Genomic DNA, 15,923 nt, shown 5'->3' on the forward strand with positions numbered 1-15,923 from the left:
CGCCGCACCCTGTGGAGCAATCAGGTTCACGCGGCGCCGCGTTACGTCTTGGCTTCGCTGTGCTTCGACAGGGCCTGCTCCAGGCAATTGATCAGAGCCGGCGTGGAAAACGGCTTCGCGAGAAAGCAGATGGCGCCGGCTTTCAGCGCGCGGTCGCGCACGGCATCGTCGGGAAAGGCGGTCATGAAGATGAACGGCGTGCGGTGACCAAGGCCGCGCATATGCATCAAAAGATCAACCCCGCCCATGACCGACATCTGCACATCCGCGATCACGCAGGACGTCGTCTTCAGTTCGGCCGACTGGAGAAATTCGAGGGCAGAGCCAAAGATGCAGACGGTGTATCCCCGCGACGTCAGGAGATTGTTCGTCGCAAGGCGGACTGATGGATCATCGTCAATGATGGAAATGACCGAGAGGACTGACAAGATGATCGCTCCTGATCGGGGAGCCGCCGATCATGGTGCAGCACCCACCGGAGGGTGAGCCCTCGGGGCGAGCTTGAAAAGCATACTTAGGTTTGCACCTTTCCCCTTGGGCGCGGGATTCCGAGCGTCTCGGTCATTCTGACGAGATCGGCCAATGACTTCGCGCCCATTTTCCGCATGATCTGCCCGCGATAGATCTTGACGGTAATCTCAGCCAATCCAAGCTCGGCCGCGACTTGCTTGTTCATCAGGCCGGACGCAACCAGGGCGAGAATGTCGCGCTGACGCGCCGTCAGGCCCTCAAAGCGAGCGCGCACGCTTGATACCGACTTCTCGGCATCGCGCCGCCTGCGATCCCGTTCGATCGCAGCCTGGACTGCATCCAGCATGTCCTGGTCGCGCACCGGCTTGGTCAGAAAATCGATGGCGCCACTCTTCATGGCCCTGACGGTCATCGGGATATCGCCATGACCGGTGATGAAGATGATGGGCGTGCGAATGTCGGCCTTCACGAGGTCCGCCTGGAGGTCGAAGCCGCTCGAGCCGGGCAGGCGGATGTCGAGCACGAGGCAACTGGGGACCACCGGCGGCTTGGCTTCCAAGACCTCCGCCGCCGAGCCGAAGGCCTCCACCCTGAGGCCGACCGATTGGAAGAGATTGGTGAGCGCACGCCGCATCGACGGATCGTCATCGACGATCAGGACGATCGGATCATCGGCCGCCGCCTGTGCCTGCGCCTGTGTTGGCTTGGCCTGGTCAGTCACGACGCGGCCTCGTGTGGGAAGGGCAGGGCAATCTGGAATGTTGCACCGCTTCCCTCATTTGGAAATGCCGAAAGCCGGCCCGCATGAGCCTCGATGATCGATCGGCAGATTGATAGTCCCATCCCCAGGCCGCTCGACTTTGTCGTGAAGAACGGCATGAAGATGCGGTCTGTCACGTCGCTGTCAAGGCCGACACCGCGATCTGTCACGGTAAGGAGCAAGTGCCCGTCGCCGTCCCGACTGGACCGAATCGCCAGCTCGCGCGGGAGCTCGACATTGGCTTGCATGGCTTCGATCCCGTTCATGACGAGGTTGATCAGCACCTGCTGGAGCTGGATCCGATCGCCGCAAATGTTGGGCAGGCCGGACGACAACTCCATCCGCACCGACACGGCATGGGTGGCGAGCTCGCGCCGAACGAGGGCCATCACCTCCCTTACGACCTGATTGATGTCGACTGGGACCATCTCGATCTCGGTCTTTTTCGCGAGCGCCCGAATCCGGCGGATCACCTCGCTCGCCCGATTGGCGTCCTCGACGATCCATTCCACTGAACGACGCGCAGCGTCGAGATCGGCCGGGTCGCGGCCGAGCCAACCGATGCAGGCGTCCGCATTGGAAATGACAGCGGCAAGAGGCTGGTTGATTTCGTGGGCAATCGAGGCGGTGAGCTCGCCGAGCGTCGTGATGCGCGTGACGTGAGCGAGCTCGGCTTGCGCTTTGCGCAGGGCATCTTCGGCCTGCTCGGTGCGGATCGCCGCCGTCACGTCGCTGCTGACGCCCCTATAGCCGAGGAAGTTACCATTCTCGTCATGGAAGGGCTTGCCGCTGGTGCGCACGTAAATCGGAGATCCGTTGCGATCCTTGCTGCGGTAAACCAGGTCGCGGAACGGAAGGTGGGCATCGAGCGCAGCGCGATGCTGCTCCCACTTCTCGGGCTCGAACTCGGCATCGGGCGGAATGTCCCAACGGGTCAGCCCGATCAAGCCCGTCGGCACCGGACTGGCCGTATCGGCGTGTTCCGATATCCGGGTGATGCGGTGATCCGGCCCGGTCTCCCAAAACCAGTCCGATGCGGTTTCGGCATAGTCGCGGAATCGCTGCTCGGATTGCTTGAGCTCGTCAAAGGCCTTTTGCAGTGCTTCTTTTGCGGCGAACTGCTCGGTGACGTCCACGTGCGTGCCGATGATTTCCATCACATCGCCATCGCCGCCCTTCACAGGATGTCCCTCCGTATGGACACGTCTTATCGAACCGTCCGGACGCGCAATCCGAAAGTCGACTTCGAAGGGCTCCCCTTGGTGGATTGCGCGGCGTTCCACGTCGGCAATTCGTCGAAAGTCATCGGCGAGGATCCGTTGCTGGAAAGCCCGCGCCGGGACATTGGTCTGCTCCGGCTCAAATCCGAACAGGCGGTAGAGTTCAGCCGATCGGTAGGCAAACTCCTGACGACGCACGTCCCAGGCCCAGCTGCTCGTATGGCTGAGGCGTTGGGCTTCGGCCAGATAGGCCTCGCTGCGGCGCAGCCTCTGTTCTGTTTCCTTTGCAATCGTGACATCGGTGACAGCGCCGGCGAACTCGATGCGCCCGGATGCACGTTTCACCGCGCGTGCCACGGAATGGAGATATTTGATCGATCCATCCGGCATCAACAGGCGATATTCATGGTCGAAATCCTCCGCTTCGCGGAAGGCTCGATCAAGGGTCTTGCGGACCGCATCGCGGTCCTCCGGATGGATGCGCTGAAAAACGAAGCCCAGGTTCGGCTGCATTGCCGGGTCACATTGGAAAATGCGAAAGGTTTCCCTCGACCAGAAGATCTCGCCTGTCGCGGGGCTCAAGCCGAAGCTGCCCGTGCGGCTCAGTTCCTGCGCCTGGGCGAGGTAGGCCTCGCTCTGCCGCAGCGCATCCTCCGCCTCCTTGCGCTGGGTGATGTCTTCGCAGGCGACCAGCACGACCGGCGTGCCGTCGCCGCGCAGCATCGCCTTGGCGTTTTCACGGACCCAGAGAACCGAGCTGTCTTTGCGGATCTTGCGAATCTCCCAGGTGTGCGACTCGTCGACGGTTTCCAGGCACAATCCGACGCATTGACGGACGAAGTCGCGGTCTTCCTCGAAAAAGACGTTCAGCACGGATTGGCCGGTCAACTCGGCCTCCGTGTAGCCTAATTGTGCGGCGCCAAACGTGTTCACGTTGAGCACCGTCCCAGCCGGATCGACCATGAAATACATGACCGGATTGTGCTCGAACACCTCGCGCCACTGCTTCACGGCGTCGCGTAGGTCGACGATGTCTTGTCGCGAGTCACCGCCGACCGCGGGACTGTCCTTCTCGCCGGTGCCGAAAGATCGAAGCGCCGCGAGGCCGCCGAGCAGCAATTGCGCCGCCGAATTCCCAAATTTCGCGATTTGGCCAGGCATCATCGCGGGCGTCCCGGCTCGCTGGAGCCGAAGCAAGTAGAGCACTTTGCAACCAGGGGAGCAATTCCCTCCGACCAAAGTAGAACTACGCTCCGAAACTCGCGGCAGCCGTGCAGCCTGCCGGCCTTGCGCCGTATCGTTGCGATGTGTGGCGAAGGCCCGAAAAACTACGGGACAAACCTACGTATAGCTCGCGCATCCCAAGTCATAGCGCACATTTACCTCCGTACAATTGAGTCGTCCGTTGCATGCGGATTAGTCTCACAACCATCGAGGGGACGCGATGTGCAAGGCCACAAGCCGGCGATTAGTTCGATGTGCTGCCGATAGGCCTGCGTCCATTGCCCGACCTGCCGCACGATTGGCTGGTCGCGATTGAGAGACCGCATTTTTCACTGACGAGCGTGGATGGCCGTGCGTCAGCGCACGCGCGAAGCCACGACCATGAGAGCCGGGAGGAGAATTATGTGCGATACGCCTGAACACTCCGAGCGTGGTCCTGCTGCAAAAGCCTGCGCTGTCTGTAGCGGCAAGTTTGGCCTGATCCGATATTATTCCTGGCGAACGCCGCTGTGCTCCAGAAAATGTGTCGATCGCTTCAGGGCGCGCCGCGAACGCGACCGCCGATGGTTGTTTCGATCTCAGGCGGCATGAGGATTAACCCTTCGATCGGCTCCATTCGGCAATTCTGAACCGGAGGCTGCGTGCTGAACCATGCTTGCAAGCTCCTCTTGATGATCGCGCTGCCGCTTCCGTTGATGGCGGGAGTGAAGGCCGACGAGCTCGGACAGGATGGTGCACACCGTCATCATCCGCTCCAGGATCAGCTCCTGCACGAGAAGTTCTATTCCAGCTGGCACATGCCCGACAATCCTGTGCTCAGCTGCTGCAACAGCGCGGATTGCTACCCGACCGAGGTGCGATACGTCGACGGCCGGATCTTTGCGCGACGCCGGGAAGACGGTAAGTACATCCTCATTCCATCCCAGAAGGTCGAGCGAAACAGGGACAATCCCGACGGCCGCAACCATCTTTGCGCGCCGCCGCCGTCCGCCTCTCTGGTCGACACGGTCTACTGCTTCGCGTTGGGAGGTGCCACGTGAGATTCATATTGGTGAACGGCAGGACCCCTTTCCGCAAGACATTTTGTCTATGGTGTTGCGAGGAGATCAGCGGCGGTTATCTGCGCGACGCGAAGACGTTGCTGCCCTATTGCGGCTACGCGTGTTACGCGCTCCATCACGAAGCGGCGCCGGTGATCGAGAGGCGAGCGCAAGCGGCGTCTTGAGCAGGCGGGTGGGCGAGGCGCATCGGCTGATGCGGCTGCTGGCAGGGGAGGACAGGACGTTGAAATTCATGCTCGTCAATCAAGGCCAACCGCGCCATGGCGTGACCTGCAGCGCGTGCGCCCGGCCGCTGGGCTCGAGCTACGTCCGGCATGTGTCCACGCAACGGCAGTACTGCGAGTATGATTGCTACCGCCGATATCAGCCGACGAGCATGGAAGCGCTCTGGCCTTACCGCAGTTCGCTCGAGGTGATCACGGTGTTCGCGGCCATTTCGAGCTGGAGCTGGATGATGCAATTCGGCGCGCTCTCGGGCGCCCTGACGGAAGCATTTCTGCGCGCGCACGAACCTTCTGACCACGGAAGGAGGTGACGGCTAGCCTGACGATGCGAGCCGCGCAGAGTGGTCGGCCGCAGTCACTGCATCCAGCTTCGCGCCGCGTCCAGCCCCGGCGTTGCGAAGCTAGGGCGCGGCGGCTGCGGCCGCTGCCGTAGGTGTCGCGCTGACTTCGTGCGTCGTGACGCGTTGCTCGGACTTCGCCGTGGCTGTGCCACTGCCCTCGAACCGGGCGCGGTAGACCAGCACATTCTCAATCACGCGCTGGACGTAGTTGCGTGTCTCCGACAGCGGGATGCGCTCGACCCAGTCGACCGGATCGACCTTGGGGTCGCGCGGGTCGCCGCGCGTCTGCACCCATTCGCGCACCCGGCCGCGGCCGGCATTGTAGCCGGCGAAGGTCATGATCTGGTCGCCGCGATATTCCGACAGCAGCGCGCTGAGCTCGGCCGCGCCCATCTGCGTGTTGTAGACGGGATCTGACACCATCCTGTCCCAGTCGTAGGTCAGGCCAAAGCGCTTTGCGGTATCGCGGCCCGCCTCCGGCGTCACCTGCATGAGGCCGACCGCGTTGGCGGGTGACTTGTCGCGCTGGTCGAACGAGCTTTCGGTGCGTGCCACCGAATAGATCACGCTGGTCTCGATCGCGGGCGCGACCTGCTTGTGCTCGGGAATGCCGATGGTCGGGAAGGCGTAATGGTCGAGCGCAAGCCCGCGCGCCAGCGCCGACTTGCCGACCTCCAGCATCACGCGCGCATCGTTGCGCCGGCCGGCGAGCTCGCCGAGCGCTTCCAGCGCTGCGACGTCGGTGCTCTCCTTGGCAAAATCCTCGGCATAATAGAACACCATGTCGCGCTCGCCGACGCCGTAGAGCATCTCGGCGGCGCGCACACGCTCGTCCGCGGGCTGTGCGTCGGCCGCGGCCAGCACGGGCGAGGGCGGGCGCAGCTCGATCCCGTCGAGGCCGAGCCTGGCACGTGCGAGCTGGCCGTAATAGGCGGTCGTATAGCGCGCAGCGGCCTGATAGCTCATGCGCGCATCCGCCGTCGCCCCCATCGCCTCGGCCGCGCGGCCGCGCCAGTAGTGCGCACGCGACAGCGCGATCGGATTGGCCGAGCCTTCATCGATCGCGGCGAAATGCACCATGGCCGCCTTGGGATCGTCGAGATAGCGCAGCGCGATCCAGCCGCACATGAAGTGGTAGTCGACGCGATAGACTTCCATTGCGGGCACCGCCGCCGCACGCACCACGTCGTAGGCGGTCTTGAACTTGCCCTGGTCGAGCAGCTTTCGCGCGAGCAGGCGGCGCTCGCGCCACCAGGCATCGGTGTCCTGGGCCGCCATCGTGTCGGGCGCGGCGGCCAGGATCACCTCGGCGGCGTCGTCGATGCGGTCGTTCTGCAGATGCCACTGCGCGCGGCACAGGACATAGCCGAGATCGCGGCGTGCTTCGGTCGAGACGTCCTCGAGGTAATCCTTGGCCTTGTTGGCCTTGCCGGTGACCGCCGAGCAGGCCTTGACGATCGCGAGCGCATCTTCGCCGAGCCGCTTGGCCGCGCGTCTTGCGGCGGCGTAGTCCTTGGCGCCGAGGCGCTTGTCCATGCGGGCGCGATGATCGTCAGCGGTCAGGAGGTCGCGGAACGCCTCGTAGGAATCCTCCTCGCTGCGCTCGGTTAGTTCGTCCGTACGCCAGGCCTCGCGCACCAGACGCGTAGCCCTGTCATTGTCGCCTTCACTCAGGAGCACGCGGGCGAGCGCGAACTTGCCCTTGGCGCTGGTCGGCCGGTCCATCGTGAATTTGTGCACGGTCGCCGCGTCGCTCTTCTCCTGCCACAGCCGCGCTTCGGCGCGGCGGCGGAGCAGGGCGTTGCTCGGCCAGTCCGGATTGACGGCGAGGAAGCCGGCGTAGCGCTTGAAAGGTGCTGTGCTCTCGGAATGGCGCAGCATGAACCAGTCGGCGAGCTTCTGTCCGGCCGGATCGGCAATGCGGTCGCGCGCCGCGCTGGCATCGTCGGTCTTGCCCTTGCGCGCGAGATCGATGGCGTCCTTCAGCGCGGCGAGGTCGCCGGTGAGCGGCGGGGCTGCCTGCTTGTCCGAGGGCTCGTCGTCCTTCTTCGGCTTGCGTTTGGCCTCGGCGTGCTTGCCATGGCGCGACTTGACCGCAGCATGGCGCGGCTTGCCGGCTTTCGCCTCATGCGTCTTCTTCGACGCGGACGATTTGTGACTGCTCTTCGCTGCCAGCTCGGTTGGGATCAAGGCCAAAGCGGCCACGGCAATGACACACGCGAGCGAGCGTAGGCACTGGTTCATTCGATGGTCCCCCTGCGAAACCACTACAAACCAAGGTCCGCGACGACATGCGGCTTGAGAATCAAAGACGACACCCAAAACGATGCCACGACATCGTTTCGCAGTCCTCACGCTCCTTCAACAATGCGGCAAAATACCGATGGGAACTCGAGAACTTCCGAAATGGCGGAAAGGGGAGCGTCTTTAAGCTTTGTTAACGAACGGGGCTCGCGCGACGGTTGCGTGCGGTCAGGGGCGTCGCAAGGGCCAGATTGCGCGTGTTCCTGCCGCCAAAACCGGTGTATTGAGTTCCCAACCGGTCCTTTCAGCTCTTACCCCCACCGCTCATGCCACTTTTCAACCAGTCGATCAGGCGCAAGATCGTCGGGATCGCCCTCGGATTGATCGTCCTGATGCTGGTCACTGCGATTCTTTCGATGGTGATGTCGAGCCAGGTCGGCGTCCTGCTCGACGAGCTGACCGATCGCTACATTCCGGCCTACGGCCATCTGGCGCGCGCCAACATCCGCTCGCTGGAGCGGTCGGTGGCGCTGCGGCGGATGGTCATGATGAAGATGCAGGCGCCCTCGGAGGAGGAGGCCTACGCGGCGCGCCTGCGCGAATTCGAGGAGGCCGATCGGAAGATCGACGAGGAGGCCGAGGCCGCGCGCGCGCACATCAACGCGATCATCGACGACAAGAGGACGCCTTCCGACAATGCCGGGCTGGCGCGGATCGAGACCCGCATCGAAACCGTCCTCACCGAGCTGCGGCAGGCGATGAACGAGGATCACGCCAAGCTGCTCAAGGAGGTCGACGCCAAACAGATGACGGAGGCGCGCGGCACGCTGGAGCATCTCGACACCATACGCGACCAGTTCAACCAGAAGATCGATGCGATCCGCGCCGACATGCTCAAGCAGGTCTTCGCCAGCACAGCAACGGTGATCAGTCGCCAGCGGCAGGCGATCATCATTTCGGGTGTCGTGACATTGCTCGCGGCGATCGTCGGATTTGCTTTCGCGCTCCTCGTCTCCAGCGGCATCACACGGCCGGTGCGGCTGTTGCTCGCCGGCACCCGCGAGGTCGAGGCGGGCCGCTTCGACAAGACCATCACGGTCTCGACCCAGGACGAGATCGGCGAACTCGCCGCCGCCTTCAATCGCATGATCGAGCAGCTGCGGCACAACGAGCGGATCCGCGAGACCTTTGGCCGCTACATCGATCCCAAGGTGGCGCAGGGGCTGATCGACCGCCCGGAGGTCGCCATCGACGGCCAGCGCCGGGTGATGACCATCATGTTCTCCGACATGAGCGGCTTCACCTCGATGAGCGAGGGCATGACCCCGCGCGGCCTCGTCAAGGTCATGAACCACTATTTCACGGTGATGTCCGCGCCGATCCGGAGCCATCGCGGCGTTATCGATAAATATATCGGCGATGCCATCATGGCCTATTGGGGGCCTCCCTTCATCGAGGAGGACGAGCCGGCGCTGTTCGCCTGCTACGCCGCCATCGACATGGCCGATGAGGTGCCGGCGTTGCAGAAGCAATTGCCTGACCTGCTCGGTATCCGCGCCATGCCAGGCCCTTGCGATCTGCGCATCGGGATTGCCACCGGCGAGGTCCTGACCGGCAGCATCGGCTCCGAGCTGATGATGAGCTTCACCGTGATGGGCGATGCCGTGAACCTCGCTTCGCGGCTCGAACTGGTCAACAAGATCTACGGCACGCGGATCCTGATCGCGCAGGCGACGGCGGACGCGATCGGCTCTAACCTCGAGCTGCGCGAGATCGATCGTCTCGCAGTGGCCGGCCAGAGCGCGCCGCAGGCCATTTTCGAGGTGATGAGCAAGGCGCACGGGCTCAGCGTCCCGCAGGAGAGCCTGCGCGCGCGCTACGCCGAAGGCCTCGCCGCCTACCGCGCGCAGCGCTTCCACGAGGCTCGCGCCGCGTTCAATGCAGCGCTCGAAGCGGTGCCCGGCGACGGCCCCTCGCGCACGCTGCTCGGCCGCATCGCGCAGTTCGAGGCCAATCCGCCGGACGCCAATTGGGACGGCGCCTGGCGGCTGGAGCAGAAATAGCCGTCGTTGCCGGGCCGGCACCGGCCTCGCCGGAAAAAACGCTTCTACTCGATAACGATGTTCGCCGTGACCTATTTCTCAGGCTTAGGTTTGTCGTCCCTTGAGGCGTTTGACGGGGACACGCCGATGACAGAACTTCATGACAGGCTGGAACGGTTCGAGACGCTCACCGCCGAATGCGAGCTGATTGCCAAGCTCGCCACCGACAGCACCAAGCGCGAGTTCTATCTGAGACTCTCGGAGCAGTATCGTCAGCTGGCGGTGGATATGCGGAAGGTGATCGCGACCAAGGCTGCGGCCTGACGCCTGCTGCAATCCGTTCTTAATGTTTGGCGGGCATCCTTCGGGATGCGAGCGTCACGATCCATGATTGCTCGCGGTGGGAATGTCGAGATCCGTTGCGGTGCGGCGCATCTCGCTGACGTCGCTTTGCCGCTCCTTACCAGGGCAATCCCATGCGCCTTGTCGCAGTCCTCATCTTCGCGCTCATGACGGCCGCCTGCAACCAGGAGCAGGACATCACCGGCTCGACCCCGGTCTGCGCGATGCGGAGCTACAGCTCCTACAATCCCCGCGACATGAACCAATGCGTCGCCGCCTGCAAGGCGTGCGACCACGGCAACACCGTTACCTGCTCCACGTCATGCACCCTCAAGGGCGCCCACTGAGCGGCGACGCTGCCTGGAGCTGACGGGCTGACGGTGCTCGGGCACCGGAACGATTCACATGGGTTAGTCATTGAAGCGGCAGGCAGGACGCGGAGTCCTATGGAATGGGTATGCTCGATCCCGGTCGGTTCCTGGTGTCGTGCTCGCATTGCGATGCATGGCCGATGGCGGCCAACGTCAAACGTTCGAGCTGGTCGGCGTCGCCGCATGAGGTCCGCTTCGTATGCTCGCGCTGCCGCCGCGAGGAGACCGCCATCATCTCGGCCTCCGGTGAGCTGACCCCGATCCGGCGGAGCGATGCTCCGCTGCGCGACGTCACCGCGGCCTGGGCTCAGGCCCAGCGGCCAAGAGGTCGGGCGTAGCCCGCCCGTCACAAGACCAAGAGGGCGGGCCTAGTCAGCTCTGCGCAACGCCCTGCGCGGTCTGGTTTTGGAACCCGGCCTACGCCCACGCGTTTCCGCTCCGACATCAACGCATCGAGGCCCTGCGAATGATCAGCGAGCATTTCGACACCCGCACCCGGATCAACATGAAGCTGGCGCTGGATCGGGTCTGCCGCAATCGCCCGGTCGGCGAGGACCATTGCTTTCGCAGGTCCGTTGCCGAGAACATCATCCGCTGCGCGCTCACGGGCCGCACCGGCATCGGCCAACTCGTCGATGCCGGCGAGCGGGCGATGATCAGGACGCGTTCGGAGCGGGAGCCGGCCTGATTGCGCCAGCTCAATCTCCGGTGCGGCGCGCTGACCGTGATGCAACCGTCCGATTGACTCTCCGCGTGCCCGCCCCGTAGATTGGCCGGTGACGGTTCTCCTCACGGAGATCAAAAGGGAACGTGGTGCGAGGTTTTCCCGATACCGGGATATTCTCAACGCCACGGCTGCCCCCGCAACTGTAAGCGGTGAATCTTTCGTCATGTGCCACTGGGAATCTCGGTCCTGGGAAGGCGACGTAAGGTAACGACCCGCGAGCCAGGAGACCTGCCGTCAGCCGTGGTCACACGCGAAGATGTCGGTCGGGGAGTACAGACATTAGCTTCACCGGAGCAATCGATCGCTCCGCCGTGAAACCTCGTTCGCTGTGACGTGCCACTGACGTCATACCGAGGTTACAAGAGTGTCCCGTATTGTCTTTGCCGCCAGGCGCTTCTGCGCCGGCCTTGTCGCGTTCGTTTCCCTGTATTCGCTCGATCTGTCCATTGCCCAGGCCCAGCAATCGGCATCGCCCGATCTGCTGCCGCCGGTCGAGGTTGCGCCGACCGAACGTGCGACGAAGCCGCAAGTCGCGCGGCGTGCGCCCGACCAGCCCGAGCAGCGGCGCGTGGCTCGCATGCCGAAACCCGAGCTGTTGCCGGCGTCGCCCCCTGTTGCCGGCGTATCCGCCGCCAACCTGTTTCCGACGGTCGTCGTCAGTCCGACGGGCGTTGTCACGCCGACCAATCTGGTTGCGAGCTCGGTGACCGTTCTGACCGCCAGAGACATCGAGCGCGATCAGCGCCGGACCGCATCCGATGCGCTGAGCGCGGTTCCCGGCCTCAACCTCGTGCAGACCGGCGGTCCCGGCGGACAGACGTCGATCTTCATGCGCGGAACGAATTCCAACCATACCAAGGTCCTGATCGACGGCATCGACGTCAGCGATCCCGGCAACCCGAACCGTTCGTTCGATTTCGGCCAGTTGCTCACCTCCGACATTCAGCAGATCGAGGTTTTGCGCGGCCCGCAGAGCGGTCTCTACGGCGCAGATGCGCTGGGTGGCGTGATCTCCGTCGTAACGAAGAAGGGTGACGGTCCCGCTCGCGCGACCGGCTCGGTCGAGGGAGGCTCGTTCGGAACGTTCAATCAAACCGCAGGCCTGAGCGGTTCACAGGACCACTTCAACTATGCCTTCAACGTCGCGCATTTCCGCGCGAACGACGTGCCGGTGACGCCGGTCGAATTGCTGCCGCCGGGGCAGAAGGCGATCGGCAACTATTACGACAACATGACCTATTCGACGAAGCTTGGCGCCGAACTGACCGAAAACCTGACGCTCAACGGCGTCGCGCGTTACACTGACGCCACCCTGCGCTTTACCGGAGACACCTTCGATCCCGTCGCATTCGCGAGCTTTCCCGCGGCCGCGCAAAGCACGCAGACGGTGCACCAGCTCTTCACGCGCGGGGAGGCGGTTTGGTCCGCTCTCGACGACCGGATGAAAAGCTATTTCGGCGTCAACTACACCAACCACTGGAACCACAACGTCTCGCCCGGCGACGTGATGCCCACGATCACGACCGGCGATCGCGTCAAGTATGATTGGCACACCACGACCCAGCTCGCGCCCAACAACAATGTCATCATTGGTGCGGAGCATGAGACCGAAACACTGCAAACGGCGACGGTCTCGGCGCAAAACGTCAACAAGGCCGGATATATGGAGCTGCAGTCCCAGTTCCGGGATCGCGTCTTCTTCACGGCCAACGTCCGGCAGGACGACAACGAGCGGTTTGGAGAGCATCCGACCTTTCGTCTGGCGTCTGCCGTGATCGTGCCGGTCACGGATACGAAGTTCAAGGGTAGCTACGGCACCGGGTTCAAGGCGCCGACGCTCAACCAGCTTTACGTCAGCTTTCCCGCGTTCTTCTTCTTTGCAAATCCCAACCTCAGGCCCGAGGAAAGCGTCGGATACGACGCCGGCTTCGAGCAACCCTGGTTTGGCGATCGCGTTCGCATCGGGGCGACCTACTTCCGCAACAACATCACGGACCTGATCCAGAGCACGTTCGATCCCGTGACATTCACGAGCACCAACACCAATATCGGCAAGGCGATCACGGAGGGCACGGAGAGCTTCGTCGCGGCTGCGATCACTGACCGGCTTCGCGTTCGTGCCGACTACACTTTTACCCGCGCGGTGGATGCGACGGCGGGACTGGAGCTGCTGAGGCGTCCGAAGGAGAAGTGGAGCGCAAATGTCATCTGGAATCCGATCGACCCGCTCACATTGTCCGCAACAGTGTTGCACGTCGGGAGTTTCGTCGATGGTAACCGCGACTTCAGCATTCCGCGTCTGCTGGCTCCGGCCTACACCGTCGTCAACGTCGCAGCCGAATATCTGGTCACCGACCAGGTGAAGGTATTTGGCCGGGTCGATAATCTCGCCGATGTGCACTATCAAAATCCGACCGGCTTTCTGCAGCCGGGACTGGGCGTCTATGGCGGCATTCGCCTGGCGAATTACGACGTCAGATAGCGAGAGAGAGAAGCCTCATGACGACGGCCGATCCGCTCATGGACCTGATCGCAAGCCAGCTTGCCGACGCTGAGGCCGGCTGGAGCATCGGCACGTTCGGTGCCATTGCCGAGTTCACACGCGAGCCCGGTGAGGACCTCGACATGGAGCAGTCGCGCAACGGGGGCAGCGTTGTGACACAGAAGGGTGGGATGCGCGTTGTCTCCCACCCGGATCTGCGCCTGATCGCATCGGAATCGCCGACCACGGAGAGCTGGAGCCACCGCATCGCGCTGTGTCTCCCGCGTGAAGCCAGCGCCATGAGCGGTCGTACCGTGCTGACCGAGCTCGGTCCGGATATCGAGGCGCTCCTGACGAGGGATCGCAGCGGCATCCTGTTCGACCTTGGCCTCGGAACGTTGCAGATCGACGCCTGCATCCGCGTCAGCGATGCCGATGCCGTCGCCGCGCTCAGGAGCCGCACGGGCCAATCCGTGTTCGCGCCCGAAAGCGACGCCATGCGGATCATTTTGGCCGCCAATCCGCACCGCGTCTTCATCAGCCGCATCGGGCGCGCCGAGGTATTCCAGCCGATCCCGCCGCCGGGTGGGCGAAGCCCTGACGGCCCGCACACCCACGTCCTGCCAAAGCTGCTCGCGCATCGCCGCACCCATTCTGCGACCGAGCCGCTGCCTGCGGGATGGATCCCCTGCGCGCATCTCTATCCGGCCCATTCGCTGCGCGATCAGCTCGGCCGCAAGCGCGCGTTTCGGCCGGATCATCACGCAGCCTTCCAGGCGCTGCTCGACCTCTATGGGCTGCCGGAGCTAACGGCGTGCAAGGGCGCCGTGGTCGAAGCGGTCGCGAAGGGGCGGGGACCTGAGACGGTGACGTTTCCATCCGATCGCACGGCGCGCGCCGCCGTTCGCGTGGCCTTGCGCCAATTGGCGGCCATGGAGCCGCACGCCGCGACACTCGCCGCCTGGCTTGCCGCCCACGACCGGCGCGATCCAGCCGAGACTGAAGATCCCATGGACGCCCTTCACTGAGTCAGACGTGATGCCGCGTTCCAGCAAAAATGTGCTACAAATCCCACAAGGAGATCGTTCCATGACTGTCACTATCCTGCCGCCCCACGCCGACCGTTTCCGCCTTCACCCGGTCGCGTCGCGCCTCGCGCCGATGTTCTGCTTTGCGCTGCTGACGGTGTCATGCGCGCTCGCGAGCTTCGCCCTTGCCTGCGCGACGCCGTTTGCGGCGTTTGCCGTCGTCGCCGCCGCAATGCTGCCGATACGTCCGGCGCTGCTCGTCGTCACCGGCGCCTGGCTCGTGAACCAGACCATCGGCTTCGGCGTGCTGCATTATCCCATTGATGGCAGCACCATCGCATGGGGCTTTGTCATCGGTGCTGCCGCGTTGCTGTCGACCGTGGCGGCATCGACCGTGCTTCGTATGCTGCCGCAGGGGCGCATGCCGCTGATGCTGGCCATCGCGCTCGTCGCCGCCTACGCCGCCTATGAGCTCGCGCTGCTTGCCGCGACGCCGTTCCTTGGCGGAGAGGGCGCGTTCACTGCGGCCATCGTGACGCGCATCGGGCTGACCAGCGCCGTCTGGCTCGCCGGCCTCGTCGCCGCCTGCGAGATCGTCCGCCTGGTCGATCCGTTCGGGCGCGCGATGCGGAACGCCTAATGCTGGATGTGCGTCATCCCTAGGGTTGCGCGCGCCGGGCGGGAATTCCCGCATTCCACAGGGATCACCGCTTCCGGCCCGCAACGAATCGTTGACACCCGGCTGCATATGTCACCACATGTGGGCGTCACGGTTCCGCTGGATCGCAAGATTTAGTGGCTAAGAGGGAAGCCGGTGAACCGCGCGAGAGCGTGGAATTCCGGCGCTGCCCCCGCAACTGTCAGCAGCGAGCTGCTTCCGAACAATCGTCACTGGTGCCTTTCGCGCCGGGAAGACGGGAAGTGGGCGACGACCTGCGAGCCAGGAGACCTGCCGCGACAATCTGAACGTCCACGGGCGGGGTGTCCGGCGGTCGCTTGCATGCACCGCCCGGCAACTCTGCCGCCGGCGTTTCAGCAGCGTCCTTCCTTACAGCCCCGTTCAAACACAACGCGCGCATCACGGGGCCCTTTGATGTCACTGAACCTGCACGACGCGGACACCGCTTCCGCACCCATCGTTCATTTGCGTCCACAATTGCTTGCGCCTGCTTCGAGCGAGCCGGCCATGCAGATCATCCGTCGCAATGGAAAAGTCTCGCCGTTCGATTCCGCCAAGATCGCGGTCGCCATGACCAAGGCGTTTCTTGCGGTCGAAGGCACCAGCGCGGTGGCCTCGCGTCGCGTCCACGAGAGCGTGGAGCAGCTGACGGCCGAAGTCGTCGCTGCGTTGATGCGGCGGGCAGGCGAGGGACGCACCTTCCATAT

The 15,923-nt window shown here is 63.7% G+C and carries 15 protein-coding genes and 2 riboswitches; of the genes, 11 read left to right on the forward strand and 4 right to left on the reverse strand.

The window, feature by feature from the left end; all coding sequences use genetic code 11:
- Positions 1 to 41 precede the first annotated feature (41 nt).
- From AC5ZFO_RS11905 to AC5ZFO_RS11915, 3 genes are all read right to left on the reverse strand, one after another.
- Entirely contained in the window at positions 42 to 428 is a 387-nt protein-coding gene (locus AC5ZFO_RS11905) for a response regulator transcription factor (protein WP_282524887.1), read from the reverse strand.
- Between the two features lie 86 nt (positions 429 to 514).
- Positions 515 to 1,192 carry a response regulator transcription factor gene (locus AC5ZFO_RS11910; RefSeq protein WP_282524886.1) on the reverse strand — a complete coding sequence of 226 codons (678 nt, stop codon included), beginning with the start codon at positions 1,190 to 1,192 and terminating at the stop codon, positions 515 to 517.
- Positions 1,189 to 3,615 (reverse strand): PAS domain S-box protein, encoded by a 2,427-nt coding sequence (locus AC5ZFO_RS11915; RefSeq protein WP_282524885.1) that lies wholly within the window; start codon positions 3,613 to 3,615, stop codon positions 1,189 to 1,191. Before AC5ZFO_RS11915 ends, AC5ZFO_RS11910 begins: the two co-directional genes overlap by 4 nt.
- A gap of 701 nt (positions 3,616 to 4,316) precedes the next feature.
- On the opposite strand from AC5ZFO_RS11915, the gene AC5ZFO_RS11920 reads away from it, so the two are divergent.
- Positions 4,317 to 4,715, forward strand: coding sequence for a hypothetical protein (locus tag AC5ZFO_RS11920; protein WP_282524884.1), 399 nt, complete (start codon positions 4,317 to 4,319; stop codon positions 4,713 to 4,715).
- Positions 4,716 to 4,908: 193 nt separating this feature from the next.
- A complete protein-coding gene (locus tag AC5ZFO_RS11925; protein ID WP_282524883.1) occupies positions 4,909 to 5,271 on the forward strand; it encodes a hypothetical protein in 363 nt (120 codons plus the stop codon).
- Between the two features lie 90 nt (positions 5,272 to 5,361).
- Here the strand turns inward: AC5ZFO_RS11925 and AC5ZFO_RS11930 are convergent, their stop codons facing one another.
- A complete protein-coding gene (locus AC5ZFO_RS11930) occupies positions 5,362 to 7,545 on the reverse strand; it encodes a lytic transglycosylase domain-containing protein (RefSeq protein WP_282524882.1) in 2,184 nt (727 codons plus the stop codon).
- A gap of 326 nt (positions 7,546 to 7,871) precedes the next feature.
- Between AC5ZFO_RS11930 and AC5ZFO_RS11935 the strand changes: the two genes are divergently transcribed.
- The 9 genes from AC5ZFO_RS11935 to AC5ZFO_RS11975 all read left to right on the forward strand — a co-directional run.
- A complete protein-coding gene (locus AC5ZFO_RS11935) occupies positions 7,872 to 9,608 on the forward strand; it encodes an adenylate/guanylate cyclase domain-containing protein (protein ID WP_282524881.1) in 1,737 nt (578 codons plus the stop codon).
- A gap of 66 nt (positions 9,609 to 9,674) precedes the next feature.
- Positions 9,675 to 9,911, forward strand: a complete 237-nt coding sequence (locus tag AC5ZFO_RS11940; protein WP_496122096.1) for a hypothetical protein — start codon at positions 9,675 to 9,677, stop codon at positions 9,909 to 9,911.
- Between the two features lie 152 nt (positions 9,912 to 10,063).
- Positions 10,064 to 10,276: a hypothetical protein gene (locus AC5ZFO_RS11945; protein WP_282524879.1), complete on the forward strand. Its 213-nt coding sequence runs from the start codon at positions 10,064 to 10,066 to the stop codon at positions 10,274 to 10,276.
- 104 nt (positions 10,277 to 10,380) lie between these two features.
- A complete protein-coding gene (locus AC5ZFO_RS11950) occupies positions 10,381 to 10,638 on the forward strand; it encodes a hypothetical protein (RefSeq protein WP_282524878.1) in 258 nt (85 codons plus the stop codon).
- 128 nt (positions 10,639 to 10,766) lie between these two features.
- A complete protein-coding gene (locus AC5ZFO_RS11955) occupies positions 10,767 to 10,988 on the forward strand; it encodes a hypothetical protein (protein ID WP_063986347.1) in 222 nt (73 codons plus the stop codon).
- A gap of 75 nt (positions 10,989 to 11,063) precedes the next feature.
- A riboswitch (cobalamin riboswitch) is annotated at positions 11,064 to 11,277 on the forward strand.
- A 114-nt stretch (positions 11,278 to 11,391) separates the two neighbouring features.
- Positions 11,392 to 13,509: a TonB-dependent receptor plug domain-containing protein gene (locus AC5ZFO_RS11960; protein ID WP_496122090.1), complete on the forward strand. Its 2,118-nt coding sequence runs from the start codon at positions 11,392 to 11,394 to the stop codon at positions 13,507 to 13,509.
- A gap of 17 nt (positions 13,510 to 13,526) precedes the next feature.
- Positions 13,527 to 14,537, forward strand: a complete 1,011-nt coding sequence (locus tag AC5ZFO_RS11965; RefSeq protein ID WP_282524876.1) for a DUF6925 family protein — start codon at positions 13,527 to 13,529, stop codon at positions 14,535 to 14,537.
- A gap of 61 nt (positions 14,538 to 14,598) precedes the next feature.
- Positions 14,599 to 15,177: a hypothetical protein gene (locus tag AC5ZFO_RS11970; RefSeq protein ID WP_282524875.1), complete on the forward strand. Its 579-nt coding sequence runs from the start codon at positions 14,599 to 14,601 to the stop codon at positions 15,175 to 15,177.
- 113 nt (positions 15,178 to 15,290) lie between these two features.
- A riboswitch (cobalamin riboswitch) is annotated at positions 15,291 to 15,508 on the forward strand.
- Between the two features lie 122 nt (positions 15,509 to 15,630).
- Positions 15,631 to 15,923: ATP cone domain-containing protein (locus AC5ZFO_RS11975; protein WP_496122091.1), on the forward strand; the 293-nt coding region annotated here is incomplete at its 3' end.

It is taken from the genome of Bradyrhizobium sp. Unk1 (assembly GCF_059512345.1).